General features: G+C 68.9%; 16 protein-coding genes and 1 pseudogene. 10 read left to right on the forward strand and 7 right to left on the reverse strand.

Features of this window, described 5'->3' with window-relative positions; all coding sequences use genetic code 11:
* Positions 1 to 11 precede the first annotated feature (11 nt).
* A pseudogene (locus E6J58_11500) lies at positions 12 to 1,200 on the reverse strand (acetyl-CoA C-acetyltransferase).
* Between the two features lie 83 nt (positions 1,201 to 1,283).
* Here E6J58_11500 and E6J58_11505 point away from each other — a divergent pair.
* Positions 1,284 to 2,027, forward strand: coding sequence for a metalloregulator ArsR/SmtB family transcription factor (locus tag E6J58_11505; GenBank protein ID TMB37243.1), 744 nt, complete (start codon positions 1,284 to 1,286; stop codon positions 2,025 to 2,027).
* A gap of 105 nt (positions 2,028 to 2,132) precedes the next feature.
* Here E6J58_11505 and E6J58_11510 read toward each other — a convergent pair whose 3' ends face one another.
* A complete protein-coding gene (locus tag E6J58_11510; protein TMB37244.1) occupies positions 2,133 to 3,197 on the reverse strand; it encodes a 3-isopropylmalate dehydrogenase in 1,065 nt (354 codons plus the stop codon).
* An 80-nt stretch (positions 3,198 to 3,277) separates the two neighbouring features.
* On the opposite strand from E6J58_11510, the gene E6J58_11515 reads away from it, so the two are divergent.
* The 3 genes from E6J58_11515 to E6J58_11525 all read left to right on the forward strand — a co-directional run bounded on the left by E6J58_11515 (position 3,278) and on the right by E6J58_11525 (position 5,343).
* Positions 3,278 to 3,472, forward strand: a complete 195-nt coding sequence (locus tag E6J58_11515; GenBank protein ID TMB37245.1) for a hypothetical protein — start codon at positions 3,278 to 3,280, stop codon at positions 3,470 to 3,472.
* Between the two features lie 216 nt (positions 3,473 to 3,688).
* The gene (locus E6J58_11520; GenBank protein TMB37246.1) at positions 3,689 to 4,741 is read left to right on the forward strand and encodes a PQQ-dependent sugar dehydrogenase; all 1,053 of its coding nucleotides are present in this window, start codon (positions 3,689 to 3,691) and stop codon (positions 4,739 to 4,741) included.
* A 5-nt stretch (positions 4,742 to 4,746) separates the two neighbouring features.
* Positions 4,747 to 5,343 carry a carboxymuconolactone decarboxylase family protein gene (locus E6J58_11525; protein ID TMB37247.1) on the forward strand — a complete coding sequence of 199 codons (597 nt, stop codon included), beginning with the start codon at positions 4,747 to 4,749 and terminating at the stop codon, positions 5,341 to 5,343.
* On the opposite strand, the gene E6J58_11530 is transcribed toward E6J58_11525, so the two are convergent.
* Positions 5,333 to 7,303 (reverse strand): 3-isopropylmalate dehydratase, encoded by a 1,971-nt coding sequence (locus E6J58_11530; GenBank protein ID TMB37405.1) that lies wholly within the window; start codon positions 7,301 to 7,303, stop codon positions 5,333 to 5,335. The genes E6J58_11525 and E6J58_11530 overlap by 11 nt on opposite strands.
* Before the next feature lie 98 nt (positions 7,304 to 7,401).
* Here E6J58_11530 and E6J58_11535 point away from each other — a divergent pair, with 98 nt between their 5' ends.
* Both E6J58_11535 and E6J58_11540 read left to right on the forward strand, forming a co-directional pair.
* Positions 7,402 to 8,778, forward strand: coding sequence for a wax ester/triacylglycerol synthase family O-acyltransferase (locus tag E6J58_11535; GenBank protein TMB37248.1), 1,377 nt, complete (start codon positions 7,402 to 7,404; stop codon positions 8,776 to 8,778).
* A complete protein-coding gene (locus E6J58_11540; GenBank protein ID TMB37249.1) occupies positions 8,699 to 9,571 on the forward strand; it encodes an alpha/beta fold hydrolase in 873 nt (290 codons plus the stop codon). Before E6J58_11535 ends, E6J58_11540 begins: the two co-directional genes overlap by 80 nt.
* On the opposite strand, the gene E6J58_11545 is transcribed toward E6J58_11540, so the two are convergent.
* A complete protein-coding gene (locus E6J58_11545) occupies positions 9,562 to 9,894 on the reverse strand; it encodes a GreA/GreB family elongation factor (GenBank protein ID TMB37250.1) in 333 nt (110 codons plus the stop codon). The two genes, E6J58_11540 and E6J58_11545, sit on opposite strands and share 10 nt — an antisense overlap.
* A gap of 47 nt (positions 9,895 to 9,941) precedes the next feature.
* On the opposite strand from E6J58_11545, the gene E6J58_11550 reads away from it, so the two are divergent.
* Both E6J58_11550 and E6J58_11555 read left to right on the forward strand, forming a co-directional pair.
* Positions 9,942 to 11,354, forward strand: a complete 1,413-nt coding sequence (locus E6J58_11550) for a M20/M25/M40 family metallo-hydrolase (protein ID TMB37251.1) — start codon at positions 9,942 to 9,944, stop codon at positions 11,352 to 11,354.
* On the forward strand, positions 11,272 to 12,909 hold the full coding sequence (locus E6J58_11555) for a PAS domain-containing protein (GenBank protein ID TMB37252.1): 1,638 nt from the start codon (positions 11,272 to 11,274) through the stop codon (positions 12,907 to 12,909). Before E6J58_11550 ends, E6J58_11555 begins: the two co-directional genes overlap by 83 nt.
* Here the strand turns inward: E6J58_11555 and E6J58_11560 are convergent.
* Together E6J58_11560 and E6J58_11565 are read right to left on the reverse strand one after the other, a co-directional pair.
* On the reverse strand, positions 12,900 to 13,427 hold the full coding sequence (locus E6J58_11560) for a hypothetical protein (protein TMB37253.1): 528 nt from the start codon (positions 13,425 to 13,427) through the stop codon (positions 12,900 to 12,902). The two genes, E6J58_11555 and E6J58_11560, sit on opposite strands and share 10 nt — an antisense overlap.
* Entirely contained in the window at positions 13,428 to 13,985 is a 558-nt protein-coding gene (locus tag E6J58_11565; GenBank protein TMB37254.1) for a hypothetical protein, read from the reverse strand.
* Here E6J58_11565 and E6J58_11570 point away from each other — a divergent pair.
* Positions 13,816 to 15,744, forward strand: coding sequence for a hypothetical protein (locus E6J58_11570; protein TMB37255.1), 1,929 nt, complete (start codon positions 13,816 to 13,818; stop codon positions 15,742 to 15,744). The genes E6J58_11565 and E6J58_11570 overlap by 170 nt on opposite strands.
* Here E6J58_11570 and E6J58_11575 read toward each other — a convergent pair.
* Positions 15,738 to 16,508 carry a Stp1/IreP family PP2C-type Ser/Thr phosphatase gene (locus tag E6J58_11575; protein TMB37256.1) on the reverse strand — a complete coding sequence of 257 codons (771 nt, stop codon included), beginning with the start codon at positions 16,506 to 16,508 and terminating at the stop codon, positions 15,738 to 15,740. The genes E6J58_11570 and E6J58_11575 overlap by 7 nt on opposite strands.
* Before the next feature lie 114 nt (positions 16,509 to 16,622).
* Between E6J58_11575 and E6J58_11580 the strand changes: the two genes are divergently transcribed.
* Positions 16,623 to 17,108: a hypothetical protein gene (locus E6J58_11580; protein TMB37257.1), complete on the forward strand. Its 486-nt coding sequence runs from the start codon at positions 16,623 to 16,625 to the stop codon at positions 17,106 to 17,108.
* Positions 17,109 to 17,754: the final 646 nt, after the last annotated feature.

Consider the following 17,754-nt stretch of genomic DNA (forward strand, 5'->3'; position numbering starts at 1 on the left):
GCGGATCGATCCTATGCGGTCTCGAGCAGCAGCGCGATCCCCTGCCCGCCTCCGATGCAGGCGGAGCCGATGCCGCGGCGCACGCCCCTTCGCCGCATCTCGTAGAGCAGGTGGGCGGTGATGCGTGCACCGGAGGCGGCGAGCGGGTGCCCGACGGCGATGGCGCCGCCGTCGACGTTGGTGCGGTCGCGCGGCAAGCCCAGATCCTTCTCCACCGCCAGGTACTGCGGAGCGAACGCCTCGTTCACCTCGAACAGGTCGAAGTCGGAGAGCTTCGCTTCGTGCCGCTGCAGGGCGCGGCGGATGGCGGGGGCCGGACCGATCCCCATGATCGAAGGGTCGCATCCCGAGATGCCCCAGCCGGTGAGCCGGCCCAGCGGCTTGAGCCCCTTGCGCTCGGCGAACTGGCGGGTCGCCAGAACCAGCGCGGCGGCGCCGTCGCAGATGCCGCTGGCCGCGCCGGCGTGGATGACGCCGTCCTTCTTGAACACCTTGGGAGAGGCTCTCGACGGTCGTGTCCGGACGATTGTGCTCGTCGCGGGCGAACTGGATCGTCGTCCCCTTCTTTCCCGGCAGGTCCATCGGCGCGATCTCGTCCGCGAACCGCCCCGCCTCCTGCGCCGCCGCGAACCGCTTCTGGCTCTGCACGCTGTACTCGTCGACGTCCTTCTGGGAGATGGAGTACTTCGTCGCCAGGTTCTCCGCGGTCATCGCCATCGGCAGCCCGGTGTAACTGTCGGTCAGCGCCTCCCACAGCGAGTCCTCGAGCTTCGGCGACTTCCCGAGGGCCACCCCGAAACGGATCCCGCGGGCGATGTGCGGCGCCTGCGACATGCTCTCCGTTCCCCCGACCAGCGCGCACTCGCTGTGACCGGCGAGCATTTCCAACGCCGCGTCCACGACGGCCTGGAATCCCGATCCGCAGAGGCGGTTGACGGTCAGGGCGGGCACCAGCTGCGGGATGCCGCTGCGCAACCCGACGTGGCGCGCGAGATAGATGGCGTCCGGGCTGGTCTGCACCACGTTGCCGAAGACCACGTTGTCGATGTCCTCCGGCTTCACCCCGGACTGCGCGAGGGCCGCCTTCGCCGCGTGGACGCCGAGCTCCGTGGCGGAGATGTCCTTCAACGAACCGCCGTAGGTGCCGAAGGGGGTGCGCCGCGCGGACAGGAAGACGAGCTCGGTGGGAATGGGCTTCATCGTTTGGCTCCGTAGGACGGGTGCCGGAGCATAACCATTTCGCAGCGGGTTGACATGTGACTATTTAGTCACATAATGGGGCAATGGACGACGTGTTCAAGGCCCTCGCCGACCCCAACCGGCGCAAGCTGCTGGATCGACTGTTCCGGCGGGACGGGCAGACGCTGGGCGAGCTGTGCGAGCGCGTCGACATGACCCGCTTCGGGGTGATGAAGCACCTGCGCGTCCTCGAGGAAGCGGGATTGATCAGTTCGCGCCGGCAGGGGCGCGAGAAGCTGCACTACCTCAACCCGATGCCCATCCGGCTGGTCCACGACCGCTGGGTGAGCAAGTACCGCGCGCCGTTCGCGGCCGCGCTCAGCGACCTGAAGTCGCGACTGGAGGTCAAGATGGCGGAGATCCAGGTGTACGAGCTGTTCATCCGCACCACGCCGGAGAAGCTCTGGCAGGCTCTCACCGACGGCGAGGTGACGAAGAAGTACTTCTTCGGCGAGGAGATCCATTCCGACTGGAAGCCGGGATCGGAGTGGTATTCCAGCAGCCCGGAGGGGAGGCGCGACGTCGACGGCAAGGTGCTGGAATGCGATCCGCTGCGGCGCCTGGTGATCACCTGGCGCGTCCTCTACAATCCCGACCTCTCGAAGGAGCTCTCGCGCGTGACATACCTGATCGATCAGCGCGGCGAGATGTGCAAGCTGTCGGTCACCCACGACGTCAGCGATGCGCCGAAGACGGCCAGCCACGTCAGCACCAACGGATGGCAGTGGGTGATCTCCAGCCTCAAGTCGCTGCTGGAGACCGGTCAGGGGCTCCCGACGCCGCAGTGATCCGGGCGCTCTCAGCGGACGAAACGGTCGTGAGCGCGGGGAAGCTGGCGGATGTCCTGCTCGATTGCATCGCGGATGGGGCGCCCGCTGCCACGTCGATCTTCTTCAAGGCGCTGCGTTGAGTCTCGCCAGGAGCTCGCTGCCGACCTGATCGGTCGTCGACGCCGGCCCGCCCAGGAACGGCACCAGGTCCGGCGTCCGCGCTCCATTGCGGATCTGATCCTCGACCGCCCGCGTGACGCGCTCGGCCTCGCGGCGATGCCCGAGGTGCTCCAGCATCAGCGCGCCCGAGAGCGCCATCGCCAGCGGGTTCGCCTTGCCCTGTCCGGCGATGTCGGGGGCGCTGCCGTGCACCGGCTCGAAGAGCGAGACGCGGCCGGGATGGATGTTGCCGCTCGCGGCGATTCCGAGACCGCCGGTGAGCGCAGCGCCCAGATCGGTGAGGATGTCGCCGAACAGGTTGTTGGTCACGATCACGTCGTACGCTTCCGGCTGCCGGACGAGATCCATCGCCAGCGCGTCCACGTACATCGCCTTCGCCTCGATCCCCGGGTACCGCCGGGACACTTCCGCGAACGTCCGGCGCCAGAGTCCGTGCCCGAAGAGCAGGACGTTCGCCTTGTCGGCCATGCAGACGCGCCGCAGGCCGCGCTGCTTCGCGTAGGCGAACGCCGCCTCGACGATGCGCTCGACGCCCTTGCGCGTGTTGATCTCGATCTCCTGCGCCACCTCGTCCGGCGTCCCCTGTTTCAGCACCCCGCCACTGCCGGTGTAGAGGCCCTCGGTGTTCTCGCGGAAGACGACGAACTTGAGCTGATCGCGCCCCTTGCCTTTCAGGGGGCTCAAGCGGTCGTCGATGAGGATGCAGGGGCGCAGGTTGATGTACAGGTCGAGCTCGAAGCGCATTGCGAGCAGGATCCCCTTGGCGTGCTCATTGCCGGGCACGCGCGGATCGCCCACCGCGCCGAAGTACACTGCCGCGTAGTCCCGGCGCAGGGTCTCCAGGAAGCCCGGCGGCAGCGTGGTGCCGTCGCGCAGATATCGCTCGGCGCCGAAGTCGAACCACTCGAATTGCAGCGGCAGCCCGAGGCTCTCCAGGACGCGCACGCCGATGCGGGCGACCTCCGGCCCGATTCCGTCGCCTGGAATCACGGCGATGCGCTGGGTCATGGGGCGCGCAGAGTAGGGGCGCGCGGGCGACGCGGCAAGCCTTGACTCCCGCGGTGGTTGCGGGTGTGATTCGCACCCCTATGAGGCAGAGCGAGCGGCAACCCCAGACCCAGCCCGCGCATGGTCCTTCGTTCGAGTCCACGCCGTGGGTCGCGCGGGAGGTCCTGGTGGACGAGCCGCGGGAGCTCCAGCCGGAGCCGCCCCTCGCGCTCGAGCAGAACGATCACGTGGTGGACGCCGCTCTCGACGGCGAAGCCATCCGGCGCGCCTCCTAACGCCGCTTCTGCCGCTTCACCTTGTTCGCCTGCTTCCCGAGAGCGGTGCGGGTCCTCTTCGGCAGCCTGCTGATCGTCCTCTTCCTGCGCGCGGCGCCAGCCGCCTTCTTGATGTTGCGCCTCGCCGCCGCCTTCTGTCGCCTTGTAGTGGCCATGCCACAAGCTGCATCCGAACCGCTGGCGCCGGTAGCGGCGCGCGCGGCATAAGCTCCGCCGATGATCCTGCTTGCGGTGATCGCCGCCTGCGTCCTGGAGAAGAGCGACACCTGGGGGCCGGACGGCAAGCTGCCGCTGCGCGCGGAAACGGTGGTGAGCGGCCTGGAGGTCCCGTGGAGCTTCGCATTCCTGCCGGGAGGGGACGTCCTCGTCTCCGAGCGACCGGGGCGCGTGCGCCTGCTTCACGGCGGCAAGCTGGCGCCGGATCCGGTGCTCACGGTGAAGACGGCCGAGAGCAGCGAGGGAGGACTGCTAGGCATCGCCGTCAACCCGCGGGACGACTCGCAGCTGTTCCTGTACCTCACCGCGCCAGGGCCCGAGAACCAGCTGCAGCGGTGGAAGCTCGCCAAGGATCACCGCAGCGCGGTCCTCGAGACGGTCGTGATCGGCGGAATCGCCGCCGCGCGCTATCACGACGGCGGGCGGATCCGCTTTGGACCCGACGGCGCGCTCTACGTCGGCACCGGAGATGCTCGCCATCCTTCGCGCTCGCAAGATCCGAACAGCCCGAACGGGAAACTCCTGCGCGTCGATGCGGACGGCAAGGCAGTGCCTTGGGTTCTCGGAATCCGCAACACTGAAGGATTCGACTGGCTGGATGACGGCACACTGGTGATCGTCGACCACGGACCGAGCGGCGAGATTCTCGGCCACTACGCGCACGACGAAGTGAATCTCGCGCACAAGGCCGACAATCTCGGCTGGCCCGACATCTACGGATGCCAGACGCGCCAGGGGATGGTCACGCCGGTCATCGCCTGGTCGTCGCACGCTTTGCCACCCGGCGGCGTCGCCGTCTACCGCGGCACCGCCATCCCGGAGCTTCGCGGGAACGTGCTGGTCGCCTCGCTCGCGGCTGAGCACCTCCACCGCGTGGTGCTGGAGGCCGGAAGCGTCAAGCTGCACGAGGTCTACTTCCGCCAGAAGTTGGGGAGGCTCCGCGAGATCGCGATGACTCCGTCGGGCGAGCTGTGGGTCTCGACCAGCAACTGCGACGGGCGCGGCGAATGCGGGCCCGAGAAGGATCGCATCGTGCGGATTGTGCGACAGTAGCGCACATGACGACCCTCCTGCTGCTCGCGGCGTTGCTCTCCTCTCCCTCCCAGGCAAAGACCGTGTCGAAGACCGGGATCCCCTACATCGATGAAGCGAAGGCAGGTCCGCCGGACCTGCTCGAGGCGATCAAATCGCGGCGCCCCGGCGGCAAACTGCTCAACCTCGACCGGATGCTCCTGCACAGCCCGAATTTCACCAAGGGCTGGAACACGATGTTCGCCGCCATCCGCGGGCAGCTCGCGCTTCCGGGCAAGCTCCGCGAGATCCCCATCATGGCCATCGCCGTGCTCAACAAGGCGGAGTACGAGTGGGCGCAGCACGAGCCCGAGTTCCTCAAGGCCGGCGGCACGAAGGAGCAGCTCGCCGCGCTGAGGGCGATGAAAGCCGACCCGAAGCTCTTCGATCCCGCCGAGCTGGCCGCGCTGCAGCTCACGGTAGAGATGACCCGGGACGTGCAGGTGAAGCAGGCCACCATCGACAAGGTGCGCTCCCTGCTTCCCGACCAACAGGTGATCGAACTGGTCGGCACCATCGCCGGCTACAACATGGTCTCGCGCTTCCTGCTCGCCACCGGCGTGGAGATCGAATCTACGCAGTGAGCTTTTCGAAGACCGCCGTGCCGTGGTGCTGGATGGCGGGAACGATTCCGCCCTCCCCGACCAGGGCCTGGACGATGCGCGAGGGCTCCTCGGCAGCGAACTCTTCGCCGCCGATCCGCACCGCGCCGCGGGCGAGGTCGAGCTCGATCTCCTCGCCTTCCCTGGCCAGCTCGTGGAAGCGCGCATCCTGCACGACGAGGAACGGCAGCGCCTCGTTCACCAGGTTGCGCTTGTGGATGAAGGCATAGCTCTTCGCCACGATGGCCTCGATCCCCGCGCCTTTGAGGGCCAGCACGGCTTGCTCCCGCGACGAGCCCGAGCCCCAGCCTTCGCCCGCCACGATCACGCGCGCCCCGTCGCGGGCCTTCTGCACGAAGTCGGGCCGCACGAAGTGGAACGCCTTGGCGCCCAGCTCGGAAAGCGCGGTGAGATGGCAGAACTGGCCGGGAATGATCGCGTCGGTGTCGACATTGTCGCCGAAGCGCTGGACGCGAGAGCGCACCGTTCCGGCGCGCTGCCGGTCCGCGGCCCGCCCCTGCCTGGCCGACACGGCGGTCGCGCCCCGCTTGGCGAGGTGGATCTGCGGGTCCACCACCTGGATCTCCGGCTGCCGCCGCGGCTTGCGCTCGGCGAGGATGCGGCGGAACCTCTCCTGGTCGATCCGCGCGAGCAGCGGCCGGGGATCCGCGATCTTCATCTGCTGCGCGCTCGCCGCCACCGTCGCGGCGCTGCCCAGGTGCGCGAGCGAACCGTCTCCCATCCGGTTCTCGAAGTTTCGGTTCTGCGAGGAGAGCCATTTCTCGCCCCGCCCCGCCTTTCGGGATGCGACGCCCAGGCACATCGAGCAGCCCGGAGGATCGACGCGGAAACCCGCGCGCTCGTAGATCGACCACAGGCCGGCACGGCGCAGGTTTTCCTGGATGGTCAGATCGCCGGGCACCACGATCTGCTTGTCGTTGCCGGGCCGGGAAACTCCCGCCGCCTCCAACACCAGCGCGGCGAGCACCAGCTCCTCTTCAGTGGTCGTGCAGGCGCCGATGAACAGGCCCTGCAGCTCCGTTCCCGCGAGCGCGGTCACGCCCTTGACGTTGTCCGGCGAAAACGGCACCGCGACCTGCGGCTCGAGGTTCGCGAGGTCCACTTCGAACGTCTGCGCGTAGGGCGCTCCGGCATCGGCCCGGAACGTCCGCATCGGCTGCGCCGCCTGGGGATCGTCCGCGTCGGCCCGGCCAGCTAGCCATGCCGCCGTGACTTCGTCCGCCTCGAAGATTCCGTTCAGGCCGCCGAACTCGGCGGTCATGTTGGCGATGGCGAACCGCGAGTCCGTCGAGAGCTGGCGCACTCCCTCGCCGCGGTACTCGACGGACCGCTCCATGGCCACGGTGTTCCGACCGAGGAGCCCGAGCGTGCGGAGGATGACGTCCTTGCCGGCGATGCCGAAGGGAAGCGCTCCCGAGTACTCGACCGCGATTGCTTCCGGCACCTGGATCCACGAGCTTCCCAGCACCATGGCCACCACGATGTCGGCGCCGCCGAGCCCGACGGCGACCGCGCCGAGTCCGCCGTGCGACGATGTGTGGCTGTCCGCTCCCAGGACGACGTCTCCCGGACGCACCAGGTCCCGGTAGAACCGCGTGTGCAGGATGGTCTGGTTCGCGTCGTAGAAGTGGCGAATTCCGCTCTCCCTGGCGAAGTCGCGGGACAGTTGCACGAGCTTCTGCGCCCGCTTGTCGGTCGCCAGCGTCACCGGGTCGACGGTGTGATCGACGGCGAGGAAGAACCGGTCGCGGTCGTGCAGCTTCGGGCGCCCGAGCATGGAGTACGTCCGCTCCATCCCGTTCCAGGCGAGCTCGCTGGCAATGGTCCAGTCGACCGATACCTGGAGGACGTCGCCCGCCTGCACCCACGGCCGCGGCAGGTTCCGCGCGTGCGCCGCGAGGATCTTCTGCGTGAGCGTCATGGGACGGGGCGCGGGTGCGGAAATCATCAGGGGCTGCTACATGCATCGGGCAGCGGTCTTCTGCAACAGGTGCGTTCACCAATTAGTCTAGCGAGGGCATGGATACCTGGTACGAGCGCCTCAGCACCCTCGATTCGCTGTTCCTGGAAATCGAGGATCGCAGCGCCCATATGCACGTCGGCGCCGTGGCCATTTTCGAGGGCCCACCGCCGCCGTATCGGGACTTCCTCGCGCTGATCGAGGCGCGGCTGGAGAAGGTCCCGCGCTACCGGCAGCGCGTGATGTTCGTTCCGCTCAAGCAGGGCCGGCCGGTCTGGATCGACGAGACTCAGTTCGACCTCGAGTACCACGTGCGCCACACCGCTCTGCCGGCGCCGGGCGGAGAAGCCGAGTTGAAGAAGCTGGTCGGCCGCTTGTTCTCGCAGGCGCTCGATCGGGACAAGCCGCTCTGGGAGATGTGGCTGGTGGAGGGCCTGGGCGAATCGCGCTTCGCCATCGTCAGCAAGACGCACCATTGCATGCTCGACGGGATCTCCGGCGTCGACCTCGCCACGGTGCTGATGGATCGAAAGCCGGAAAGCGCTCCACCTCCGAAGCCTCCGTCCTGGCAACCCAGAAAGGCTCCCAGGCCGGCGGCGCTGCTCTTCAGCTCGGTGAAAGAGCAGCTCTCCAGTCCGCTGCGCATGGCGAGAGAAGCGCTGGAACCGAACAGCGAGGCCGCGAAGCTGGTCGCCCGGCTCTTCAGTGGGTTCAAGCCCTTCGTCGACGTGGTGTCGATGGGCCGGGCGCCGGAGTCGCCGCTGAACGTGGCCATCGGCCCCCACCGTCGCTTCGAGATGGTGGACATTCCGCTCGCCAAAGTGAAAGCCGTGCGCGCGGCGCGCGGTGGAACGGTCAATGACGTCATCCTCGCCACCGTCGCCGGCGCGCTGCGCATCTGGCTGACGGCGCGCGGCGCCGCGGCGGCGGCCGATCTGCGCGTGCTGGTCCCGGTCAGCATGCGCTCCCGCAAGGAGCGCGGAACCTACGGCAACCAGGTATCCGCAGTCTTTTGCCCGTTGCCACTGACCGAGGCGAGCCCGACCGAGCGTCTGAGGAAGGTGCACGAGGCGATGATGAACGTGAAGAAGAGCGGCTCGGCCGTCGGCGCCCACGCGCTTTCGCGGTTGGGCGACTTCGCTCCTCCGCAGCTGATCGCGCAGGCGGCGCGGCTGCAGGCCGTCACGCGGATGTTCAACCTGGTGGTCACGAACGTTCCCGGGCCGCAGTTCCCCCTCTATCTGCTCGGGCGGCAGATGCTGCGCTGCTACCCGCAGGTGCCGCTGGCCGCGCAGCAGGCCGTCGGCATCGCGCTGCTCAGCTATCACGGAGAGGTCGGGGCCGGCCTTCTCGGCGATGCGGATGCCGCCCGCGATCTTCCCGCGCTGGCGCAGGCGATGCACACGGCGCTGGACGAGCTGCATGCCGCTGTTTGACCGCGGGCGGCACGCGCTCCATTACGAGTCGATCGGCGACGCCGCCAAGCCGCCGGTGCTCCTGATCATGGGCCTCGCGCTCTCGTCGCGCGCATGGGACCGCCTGCCGGACCTCCTCGCGCGCGACTTCCGCGTGCTGGTATTCGACAACGTCGGCACTGGCAAGTCGGCGCGGCGGGGGTTCGCCTACCGCATGCGCGATCTGGCCGACGACGCCGCGGCGGTGCTCGACCATGCCGGCGTCGCGGCTGCGCACGTCTTCGGCATCTCGATGGGCGGGATGATCGCGCAGGAGCTTGCCATCCGGCATGGCGAGCGCGTTCAGTCCCTCGCCCTCGGCTGCACGTTCGCATCCTGGCGCAAGGGCACCGCGCCCTCGCTGTCGACGAAACTCGATCTCTTGCTCCTCAACCTCGGCTTCGCCACTCCGGCGCGGATTGCCCGCGTGCTCGTCTCCGCGGAATGGCACGCCGCGCACCCCGACGGAACCGTGCAATGGCTCCGTCGGGCGGAGCGGACCGCGCTGCGCTTCGCTACGGCGCAGGTGCTGGCCGTCGCGCGCCACCATGCGCTCGACCGGCTGTCGGGAATCCGCGCTCCGACGCTGGTGCTCACCGGCAGCGCGGACAAACTCGTGCCGCCCGCCAATTCGGTCATTCTCGCGCGCAGCATCCCCGGCGCGCGGCTGCGGGTGCTCGAGGGAGCCGGCCACGTGTTCCCGCTCGAGCGCGAGGAGGAGACGGTCCGCGCGCTGCGCGAGCACTTCCTCGCTCGCGCGGACACTCAGAAATAGACGGAGACGATGGTGTACTGCGCCGCACCGCGGGGGCGCTCCACCGTGACCTCGTCGCCGGCGGACTTGCCCAGCAGGGCCCGGCCGAGCGGCGACTCGACGCTGACCGCGCCGCGCGCCGGATCTGCGCCGTCCGGCGTGACCAGGCGGTACTCGGTCTCGTTGCGGTCCTCGTCCTCGAGCTTGACGCGCGCGCCGAGCCGGACCTTTCCTTCGTCGCGCAGCCTTTCCACGGGCGGAGTCTCCGGAGGGGGGGCTCTCTGCCGCTGCGGCACGACGACGTCGGGCGTCAGATCGTCTTCTTTCGTAAACGCCTTCGACACCCGCCTACGGTAGCGCGGTCCGTCAGAGTGATCTAGGGTCCGCCGCCATGACCACGCCCGCTCCCGTCGACGACAAGGCGATCGAGAAGGCCCTCGCCCACCATGCCTCCCACCAGGCCGAATATCTCGCGGAGCTCAAGAAGCTCGTGCGGATTCCCAGCGTGAGCTTCGAAGGGTTCGACCGCCAGGAGGTGCGCCGGAGCGCCGAGGCCACGTGCGATCTGATGCGCCGCAAAGGCCTGCAGAACGTGCAGATGCTGGAGATGCCGGGCGCGCATCCATACGCGTACGGCGAATGGACGCAGGCGAAGGGCCGGCCGACGCTGCTGCTCTACGCGCATCACGACGTACAGCCCACCGGCGAGAAGGAGAAGTGGAACCAGCCGGATCCCTTCGAGCCCGTCGAGCGCGACGGGCGCCTTTTCGCGCGCGGCGCCGCCGACGACAAGGCAGGCATCCTCGTCCACATCGCCGCGATCGATTCCTGGCTGCAGGCGCACGGATCGCTGCCCGTCAACGTGAAGATGATCGTGGAGGGTGAGGAGGAAGCCGGTTCCGGCTCTTTGCCCGCGTTCCTGAAGAAGCACCGCGATCTGCTGCAGGCGGACGCGATCGTGCTGACCGATACCGCCAACTTCGATACGGGCCTGCCGTCGATCACGACGGCGCTGCGCGGCATCGTCACCGTGCAGGTCGAGGTGAAAGCGCTGAAGCAGCCGGTGCACAGCGGCATGTGGGGTGGGCCGGTACCCGATCCGACCATGGCGCTGTGCAAGATTCTCGCGCGCCTCGTGAACGAGGATGGCAGCATCAACCTTCCGGGGATCTATGAGAAGGTGCGCCCGCTCACCGCCGAGGAGAAGAAGTCGCTCGCGGCGCTGCCCACCAGCGACGATCTGTTCCGCAGGCAGGCCGGCATGCTCCCCGGAACGAAGCTCCTGGGCGGCAGACCGCCGTGGGAGATGAACTGGCGACAACCCTCGCTGGCCGTCAACGCCATCCAGGCCAGCTCGCGGAAGGACGCCCGCAACATCATCTGTGACAGCGCCTGGGCTCGGGTGGGTATCCGCACCGTCCCCGACATGGATGTGAAGGAAGTGCGCGAGAAGCTGATCGCGGCGGTGAAGCGGGATCCGCCCTGGGGCGTCACCGTGGAGGTGACGCCGGAGGCCGACGGCGGCTGGTGGTACACGAAAGGAGACGCGCCGGCATTCAAAGCGGCACGCAAGGCGCTGCGGGATGGCTACGGGAAAGAGCCGGTGAGCATCGGCTGCGGCGGTTCGATTCCGTTCGTCGAGCCCTTCTCCCGCGAGCTCGGCGGCGCCCCGGCGCTGCTCATCGGCGTCGAAGACCCCTACACCAACGCGCATTCCGAGAATGAAAGCCTGCACCTGGGAGATTTCAGCAAGGCTACGCACGCCGCGATTCGGTTCTACGCGGAGCTCGTGCGCGCGGGATAGCCGCTGCCGCACGAAGGCGCGGCTTGCTGGACAGGTCTACTCCTGGTGTGGGTTACTCGGGAATCCCATGCCGGATCTGGATCATATCCGCGCGATACTTGCGCGGATTCCGAACCCCCTCGCGGTCCTGGAAAGGCTCTTCGCCTTCGCCCCCGTCGGGTTCCAGATCTACGAGGCGAGCGGCAGGTCCATCCTGGTGAACCAGGCGTTCATCGACCTCTTCGGCAGCGAGCCGCCGCCCGAGTACAACGTCCTGCGCGACGAGATCGCCGCGAAGCAAGGCGTCCTCGAGCTCATCCGCCGCGCGTTCCAGGGTGAGACCATTCACATGCCGGCCATCTGGTACGATCCGCGCGAGCTCACGCAGGTGAAAGTGGAGAAAGGCAACCGCGCGGCGATCAGCGCCACCTTCTTCCCGCTGCTGGACGCCGACGAGAAAGTCACGCACGTGGTCATCGTCTTCCGGGACATGACCGCGGGGATGGTGCATCGGGAGCAGCTCGAACAGGAGCGCGAGCTGCTCGCCGCCATCGTCGAGCAGGTCAGCGAAGGGATCATCATGACCGACGCGGACGGAACCCTGCGCCTCGTCAACCGCGCCGCCCAGCAGATGGGCGTGCGTGCCGGGACCCCGATGGAAACCTGGGCCCGAGCGGGGATGCGCGATGCGCAGGGCCGGAAGATCCCTGCCGAGGAGATGCCGCTATCGCGGGCGCTGCGGGGCGAGACGGCGCGCGCGGTCGTGCAACATCGCGCGCCCGACGGGTCGTTGCGCGCGCTCACCGCGGCGGCGGTGCCGCTGCGCCGGTCGGACGGCTCGCTCCGCGGCGCCGTCGTCACCTTCCGCGATGAAACCGAGCGCGTCCACCACGACGTCGAGCAGGAGCAGGCGGCGCACTTTCGCGAGCGGTTCATCGGCATCCTCGGCCACGATCTCCGCTCCCCACTCAGCGCGATCATGGCGGGCGCCGGGATGATCCTTCGCCAGCGTGAAGCTCCGGACCGCCTGCTTGCGGCCGCTACCCGCATCAGCTCCAGCGGGGAGCGGATGGCGCGGATGATCTCGGACCTGCTCGACTTCACCCAGGCGCGCCTCGGCGGCGGCATCGCCATCCATCGCAAGCAGACCGACATGGGAGAGGTGGCTCGCGGCGTGGTCGAGGAGATCTCCGCCGCCAATCCCGTGCGGCCCATCGCTCTGCGGATCGAAGGCGACGTGACGGGCTCCTTCGATCCCGACCGCGCAGCGCAGCTTCTCTCCAACCTGGTGGCGAACGCGGTGACCTACGCCTCGCCGGACGATCAGGTCGGCGTTCGCGTCGTGCGCACCGTTACCGGCGTGGAGATCGAGGTCGACAACGGCGGCAATCCCATCGCCGAGGAAGATCGCGCGCGGGTGTTCGATCCGTTCCGGCGTGGTTCCTTGTCGAAGGATTCGCGCGGGCTGGGGCTCGGCCTCTTCATCGTCCAGCAGATCGCCCGCGCGCACGGGGGCGACGTCCAAGTGGAGACGCGCGACGGCAGGACCGTGTTCCGCGTGCACCTTCAGCGATAGACCACCACCGGTTCGCCCTTGCGGCCCTCTTCACGCAAAGGCGTGCGCGTGCGCGCGCAAGCGGGTCCGACGAAGTAGGTCAGCCCGTGCACCGGCGAGCTCCTGCGGTACCTCGACTTGATCAGCTCCTGCAGCTCGCGCACGGCGCGCAGGAACGCGACGGGTTTGCCGCCGGTGCGCGGGTTGTCCCCCGCCGCCTCCGTCTCCGCCCAGAAGCAACCGGAGCGCAGGTCCCCGTCCTCGTCGCGAACCGAGCGCAAGAAGTAGATCACCGGCGAGATCACCTCGTCGATCTTCCACTTGCCCCGCTCCTTGCCCTTCTTGATCGGATATCCGGTGACGTCGCCGGCGGCGAGGTAGTAGGCGGCGTCGGCGAGCTCGGTCTCGGCGGAGACGAGGGGCGCGGAAAATCCGGCATCGCTGAACACGGGCCAGAGCTCGAGGCGCAGCGGCTCCAGCCTGCGCAAGAGCTCGCGCTCGTCCTCTTCGGACATGAAGAACCGGATCTCCAGCGCCAACTACTTTCCCTTGGTCGGAGGGAACTCGCCGTGGGACTGCGCGGTCTCGAAGAGCCGCGCGACCTCCTCTTCCGAGAGGTCGAACATGTCCTGGAGCGCCTTGAGGATGTTCAGCTCCCGCATCGGGGTCCGGCCGTCGACGACGATGACCGACGCCGCCAACCCGAAGGCCAGCTCGCGGGAAGCCTTGTCCGGCAGGCGGTCGACGATCGAGGGCAGGATGTGCTCGAGGCTGTGCGCCTCCGCCACCCGCCGGGCGGCGTGCTCGATGGCGGCCCTCAGGTCGTCCGCCTGGATGCCGTGGAACTCCGGGCGCTCGAAGACGCGCCGATAGATCTCCTGCAGCTCCACCTTGTCGACGGAGCCATCGGCGGCCGCGGCGAGGATCATGGTCTCGAAGAGGGCCGCCTGCCGGGTGGAGTCGCCGAAATGGATGTGTTCCGTCATTGCATCCTCGCCTCCACGCAGTTTCCCAAGCGCCGGTCCGGATGTCCACCGCTGCCGGATGTGGTACGCAACGCGCATGGGCCGCGGCGCTCGGTCGGGGTGGGCGGGCATGGGCGCCGGTCTCGCGATGGCCGCAGTCGCCTGCAAGTCCGCGCCGGCACGGACCAGTTCTCCGGTGGCGCAGCCTCGGCAATCCAGCGCGCCGGCGGCGCCGGCCGCACCCCTGCCCGCTTTCGCCGCACAGCCTGCGACGCGTCTCGGCGAGACGAGCGGAATCGCCGTCGTGGCGCTTGGCGCTCCGCAATTCTCGGCGCTGCCGCGCGATCAGCGGCTGGTAGCCTGGTACGCCTCACAGGCCGGCGCTGTCGGGGACGCGGTTGCCGCCGAGCAGGGCTACCGCCGCAACCTGCCCGTCATCCGCCTGCTGCGCGGCATCCTCTCGCGGCCGCAGGTCGTGCCCGCGCCGCTCCTCGCCCGCATCCGCGGCTTTGCCCGAGTGGTGTACCTGAACCACGGACTTCACGACGCGGAGACCGGGCGCAAGCAAGTTCCGGGATTCAGCGCGGCGGAGCTGCGCATCGCCGCTCTCGCCGCCACCGCCTCCGGAGCGGATCTGGGCCTGGGGGGTGCCCGCCTCGAGTACGCGTTGCGCGCCCTGGAGGGTCCGCTCTTCGATTCGCGCGTCGATGCGCAGCGGACCGTGCATGGCGCCGACCTGACCGCGAGCGCGGTGAACTTCTACGAAGGGGTCACGCTCCGGGATCTCCAGGGGTTCACGGAACAGGCGCCGCTGCATTCGCGGCTGGTGAAGCAGGGCACCACGGTGGTCGAGCAGATCTATCGGCTGCCCGCCGCCGCGGACGCGCTGGAGCGCGTCCTGCCCTCGTCTGCGCCTCCACAGCGCGCGGTATTCGAGCCGCTCTCCGCCTTCTTCCGCTCAGGCGACCCGGCGCAGTTCGACGCCGCTGCGCGCGCCTGGACAGACGCATTCGGGCTGGTGGATGCGCTGGCAGGTTTCTTCGACCGGACCGCCGATCCCCGCGGTCGAAAGGCGCTGTTCGGCGCGATGGTCGGCATTGCGGATCCCGAACGGACGGAGGCGCTGGAGCGCTTGCAACTGCGCAACTCCGGAGAGGCGCTCTTCCTGCTTTCCGCGAACGGGGCCTTGCGCCCGCTGCAGACGTACGCGCTGACCCTCGACGGCAAGAGCGCGCTGTTCGCTTCCGCTCTCGAAGCCGCGGCGCAAGTGCGCGCGGATCCTGCGATCGCCGCGCTGGCCGATCCGCAGCTCGTCCCGGAGCTGCTTCGCTGCGCTCCAGCGCTCCGCTTCGCGCAGCTCGCCCTGCGCGAATTGTCCCGGGAGCCGGCGCCCGAGATCCTTCCCGATCCGGCCTGCCGCGTTCTCTGGCCGCAGTTCGTCGCGACCGGATGGCTCGCGTCGACGGCGGCCGCGCCGGAAACGGAGCGCCTCGAGGACGACCGGCAGCGCGCCGTGCAGCTTCAACTCTGGTGGTTCACGGGAAAGGGTGCGGTGATCGAGCGGCACGCCGGAGGCCGTCGCTCCCTATCGGTTCCGGACATTGCCCGATTCCGCGCGGCGGCGCAGGAGCTGGTCACCCTGCTGAACGAAGTGCGGACGTCGAACGACGCCGCGCGCTGGCGGGAGCTCATCGACCGGCACGGCAGCCAGGTCGACCCTCGCTGGCGCACCGAGGCCGGAGCACGGCTCGCGGACGTGCCGCGGCGAGTGGCGGTACTGCCGCCCCGCCTCGAGCCCGTGCTCGACAGCGGCGGCAAGGTAGTCGACGCGCAGGCGACCGCGGTGCAGGACCTCGACGAGCAGATCCTGCGCGACTGGGCAGCCTACTGAGGCGTGTACCGGACGAGCGCGACGGTGATGTTGTCGACGCCGCCGTTCTCGTTGGCTTCGTCGACGAGGCGCTGGCACGCCTTGCCCAGCTCGGGCTCGCTGGCGAGGATCTCGGCGATTCTCTCGTCGGCGACCATGCCGGTCAGGCCATCGCAGCAGACGAGGCAGACGTCGCCTGGCTCCAGCTCCCAGCTCGAGACGTCCACCTCGGTCTGGTCGGCCATCCCCAGCGCGCGGGTAATCACGTTCTTGTGCTGGAAGTTCTCGACCTCCTCTTCGGAGAGTCGGCCCGTCTTGATCAGCTCGTTGAGGAGCGAATGGTCGCTCGTCGTCGGATGCAGCTCGCCCCGCCGGTAGATGTAGCCGCGCGAGTCGCCGACCCAGCCGAACCAGGCCTTCTTGTCGCGGACGAGGCAGCCGACGAACGTCGTTCCCATTCCCCGCTTGCCCGCCGCGTTGTTCGGCGGATTCCCGGCCTCGCGGATGCGCTGATTCGCCCACTGCGCGGCGACGACCAACAAATTGGTGCCCTCGTCCTTGCTGCGGTCGTATCGGAAGGGCCAGGTCGCGTCGGGGTCGCCGGCGATCTCGAAGAACCTCTTCATCGTCTCCACGCCGATGCCGGAGGCGACTTCGCCCGCCTCGTGCCCGCCCATTCCGTCGCAGACGACGGCGACGTTCTGGTCGGGCAGGACCAATAGCGCGTCCTCGTTGTGGTCGCGTTTGCGACCGACGTCGGTCGCGCCGGCGAACTCGAGCGCCATGGCGCGAGTCTAGCCGATCCCCCCGGGGCCCTCGCCAGACGCTTTCCTCGTCCCTGCCGCATTGCGCCAAAGGTCGGCAGTTCCTAACCTTTTCCCTGAGAGGAGGAGGGAGCGGTGTCCAAGCAGACAGGCAAGGGAAGCCGCCATCAGCGACGCGCGTCCGCGATCGAGCGCAAGGCCACCCAGCACCACGAATTCATCGGCGACGCGGACGCGGAACGCGCGGAGGCCGAGTTCCGCAAGAACGAGCGCGTGGAGACAGCGGAGACGCGCGAGGTCGTGCGTGAAATGGCGTCGGAGCTGGAAGCCGCGGCCGGCGTCACGCGCGCCGACGGTGCGATCGGGCCCGAGTTCCCCTTCCGGGTCCCGCGTTCCATCGGCGAAGCGCGGGAGATCGTGCGCGACGCCCCCGACTTGCTGCGGGAGAAAGCGCGCGAGCGGCTGGACAAGCTGCCCGAGCCCGCGCAGAAAGCCTTGCATGTGGCGGAAGCGGCAGCGACCGTGCTGCTCATCCCCGTGCGCGCGGGGCTCTGGCTCGCCCGCGAGCTGGTCCTGCTGCCGTTCGGGATCCTGCGCGCCCTCCGGCAACGGGAGGCGTAGTGTTGGAAACGGCGCGCTCCCGTCTCGTCGAGGGACTCGTCCGTCACCTTCTCCGTCCCGTGGCTGGCCGCGGCCGCCAAGCGCGCCCGCCGCTGCCATCGGGACGGCGCATGTTGCTGCTCCATCTCGACGGCGTCGGTCGCCGGCAGCTCGAGCACGCGATGGAGCGCGGCTACGCGCCCACCCTGCGCACCCTGGTCGAGCGCGGTCCTTACCGCGTGTCGCCGTGCCGGTCGGGTGCGCCGACCAGCACACCCGCGTTCCAGGCCGGGCTGCTCTACGGCGTCGATCACGACATTCCCGGCTACACCTGGTTCGACAAACGGCGCGGCCGCGAGGTCCGGATGGACCGCGGCTACGACGCCCGCCATCTCGAAGAGGAGCTGGCGCGCACGGGAACTCCCCTGTTGCACGGGGGCTCGGTGTACTGCTCGATCTTTTCTGGCGGCGCGCCGCTGCGCCGCTGGGCGCTGTCCGGCTGGAACGAGGAGCTCTGCGCCGAAGACTTCGGCATGGAGGAGCTGTCGAATGCACCTCTCTTGCCGCAAGCCCGCGACGTGCTGGCAGCCACGATGGTGCACAGCGCCACCGCCGGCCGGATCGCCGGCGCCCTCGGGATGGACGTCGCCTCGGGGCTGGTGGAGGC

This window comes from Deltaproteobacteria bacterium (genome assembly GCA_005879535.1).
In the GTDB taxonomy this organism is placed as follows: domain Bacteria; phylum Myxococcota; class Myxococcia; order Myxococcales; family 40CM-4-68-19; genus 40CM-4-68-19.

Bases quoted from the DNA above. Each gene is read 5' to 3' on its own strand.
- E6J58_11505 (TMB37243.1), top strand. From the start codon at position 1,284: ATGGACGACGTGTTCAAGGCCCTCGCCGACCCCAACCGGCGCAAGCTG.
- E6J58_11510 (TMB37244.1), bottom strand. From the start codon at position 3,197: ATGACCCAGCGCATCGCCGTGATTCCAGGCGACGGAATCGGGCCGGAG.
- E6J58_11515 (TMB37245.1), top strand. From the start codon at position 3,278: ATGAGGCAGAGCGAGCGGCAACCCCAGACCCAGCCCGCGCATGGTCCT.
- E6J58_11520 (TMB37246.1), top strand. From the start codon at position 3,689: ATGATCCTGCTTGCGGTGATCGCCGCCTGCGTCCTGGAGAAGAGCGAC.
- E6J58_11525 (TMB37247.1), top strand. From the start codon at position 4,747: ATGACGACCCTCCTGCTGCTCGCGGCGTTGCTCTCCTCTCCCTCCCAG.
- E6J58_11530 (TMB37405.1), bottom strand. From the start codon at position 7,303: ATGACGCTCACGCAGAAGATCCTCGCGGCGCACGCGCGGAACCTGCCG.
- E6J58_11535 (TMB37248.1), top strand. From the start codon at position 7,402: ATGGATACCTGGTACGAGCGCCTCAGCACCCTCGATTCGCTGTTCCTG.
- E6J58_11540 (TMB37249.1), top strand. From the start codon at position 8,699: ATGCGGATGCCGCCCGCGATCTTCCCGCGCTGGCGCAGGCGATGCACA.
- E6J58_11550 (TMB37251.1), top strand. From the start codon at position 9,942: ATGACCACGCCCGCTCCCGTCGACGACAAGGCGATCGAGAAGGCCCTC.
- E6J58_11555 (TMB37252.1), top strand. From the start codon at position 11,272: ATGAAAGCCTGCACCTGGGAGATTTCAGCAAGGCTACGCACGCCGCGA.
- E6J58_11570 (TMB37255.1), top strand. From the start codon at position 13,816: ATGGTCTCGAAGAGGGCCGCCTGCCGGGTGGAGTCGCCGAAATGGATG.
- E6J58_11565 (TMB37254.1), bottom strand. From the start codon at position 13,985: ATGCCCGCCCACCCCGACCGAGCGCCGCGGCCCATGCGCGTTGCGTAC.
- E6J58_11575 (TMB37256.1), bottom strand. From the start codon at position 16,508: ATGGCGCTCGAGTTCGCCGGCGCGACCGACGTCGGTCGCAAACGCGAC.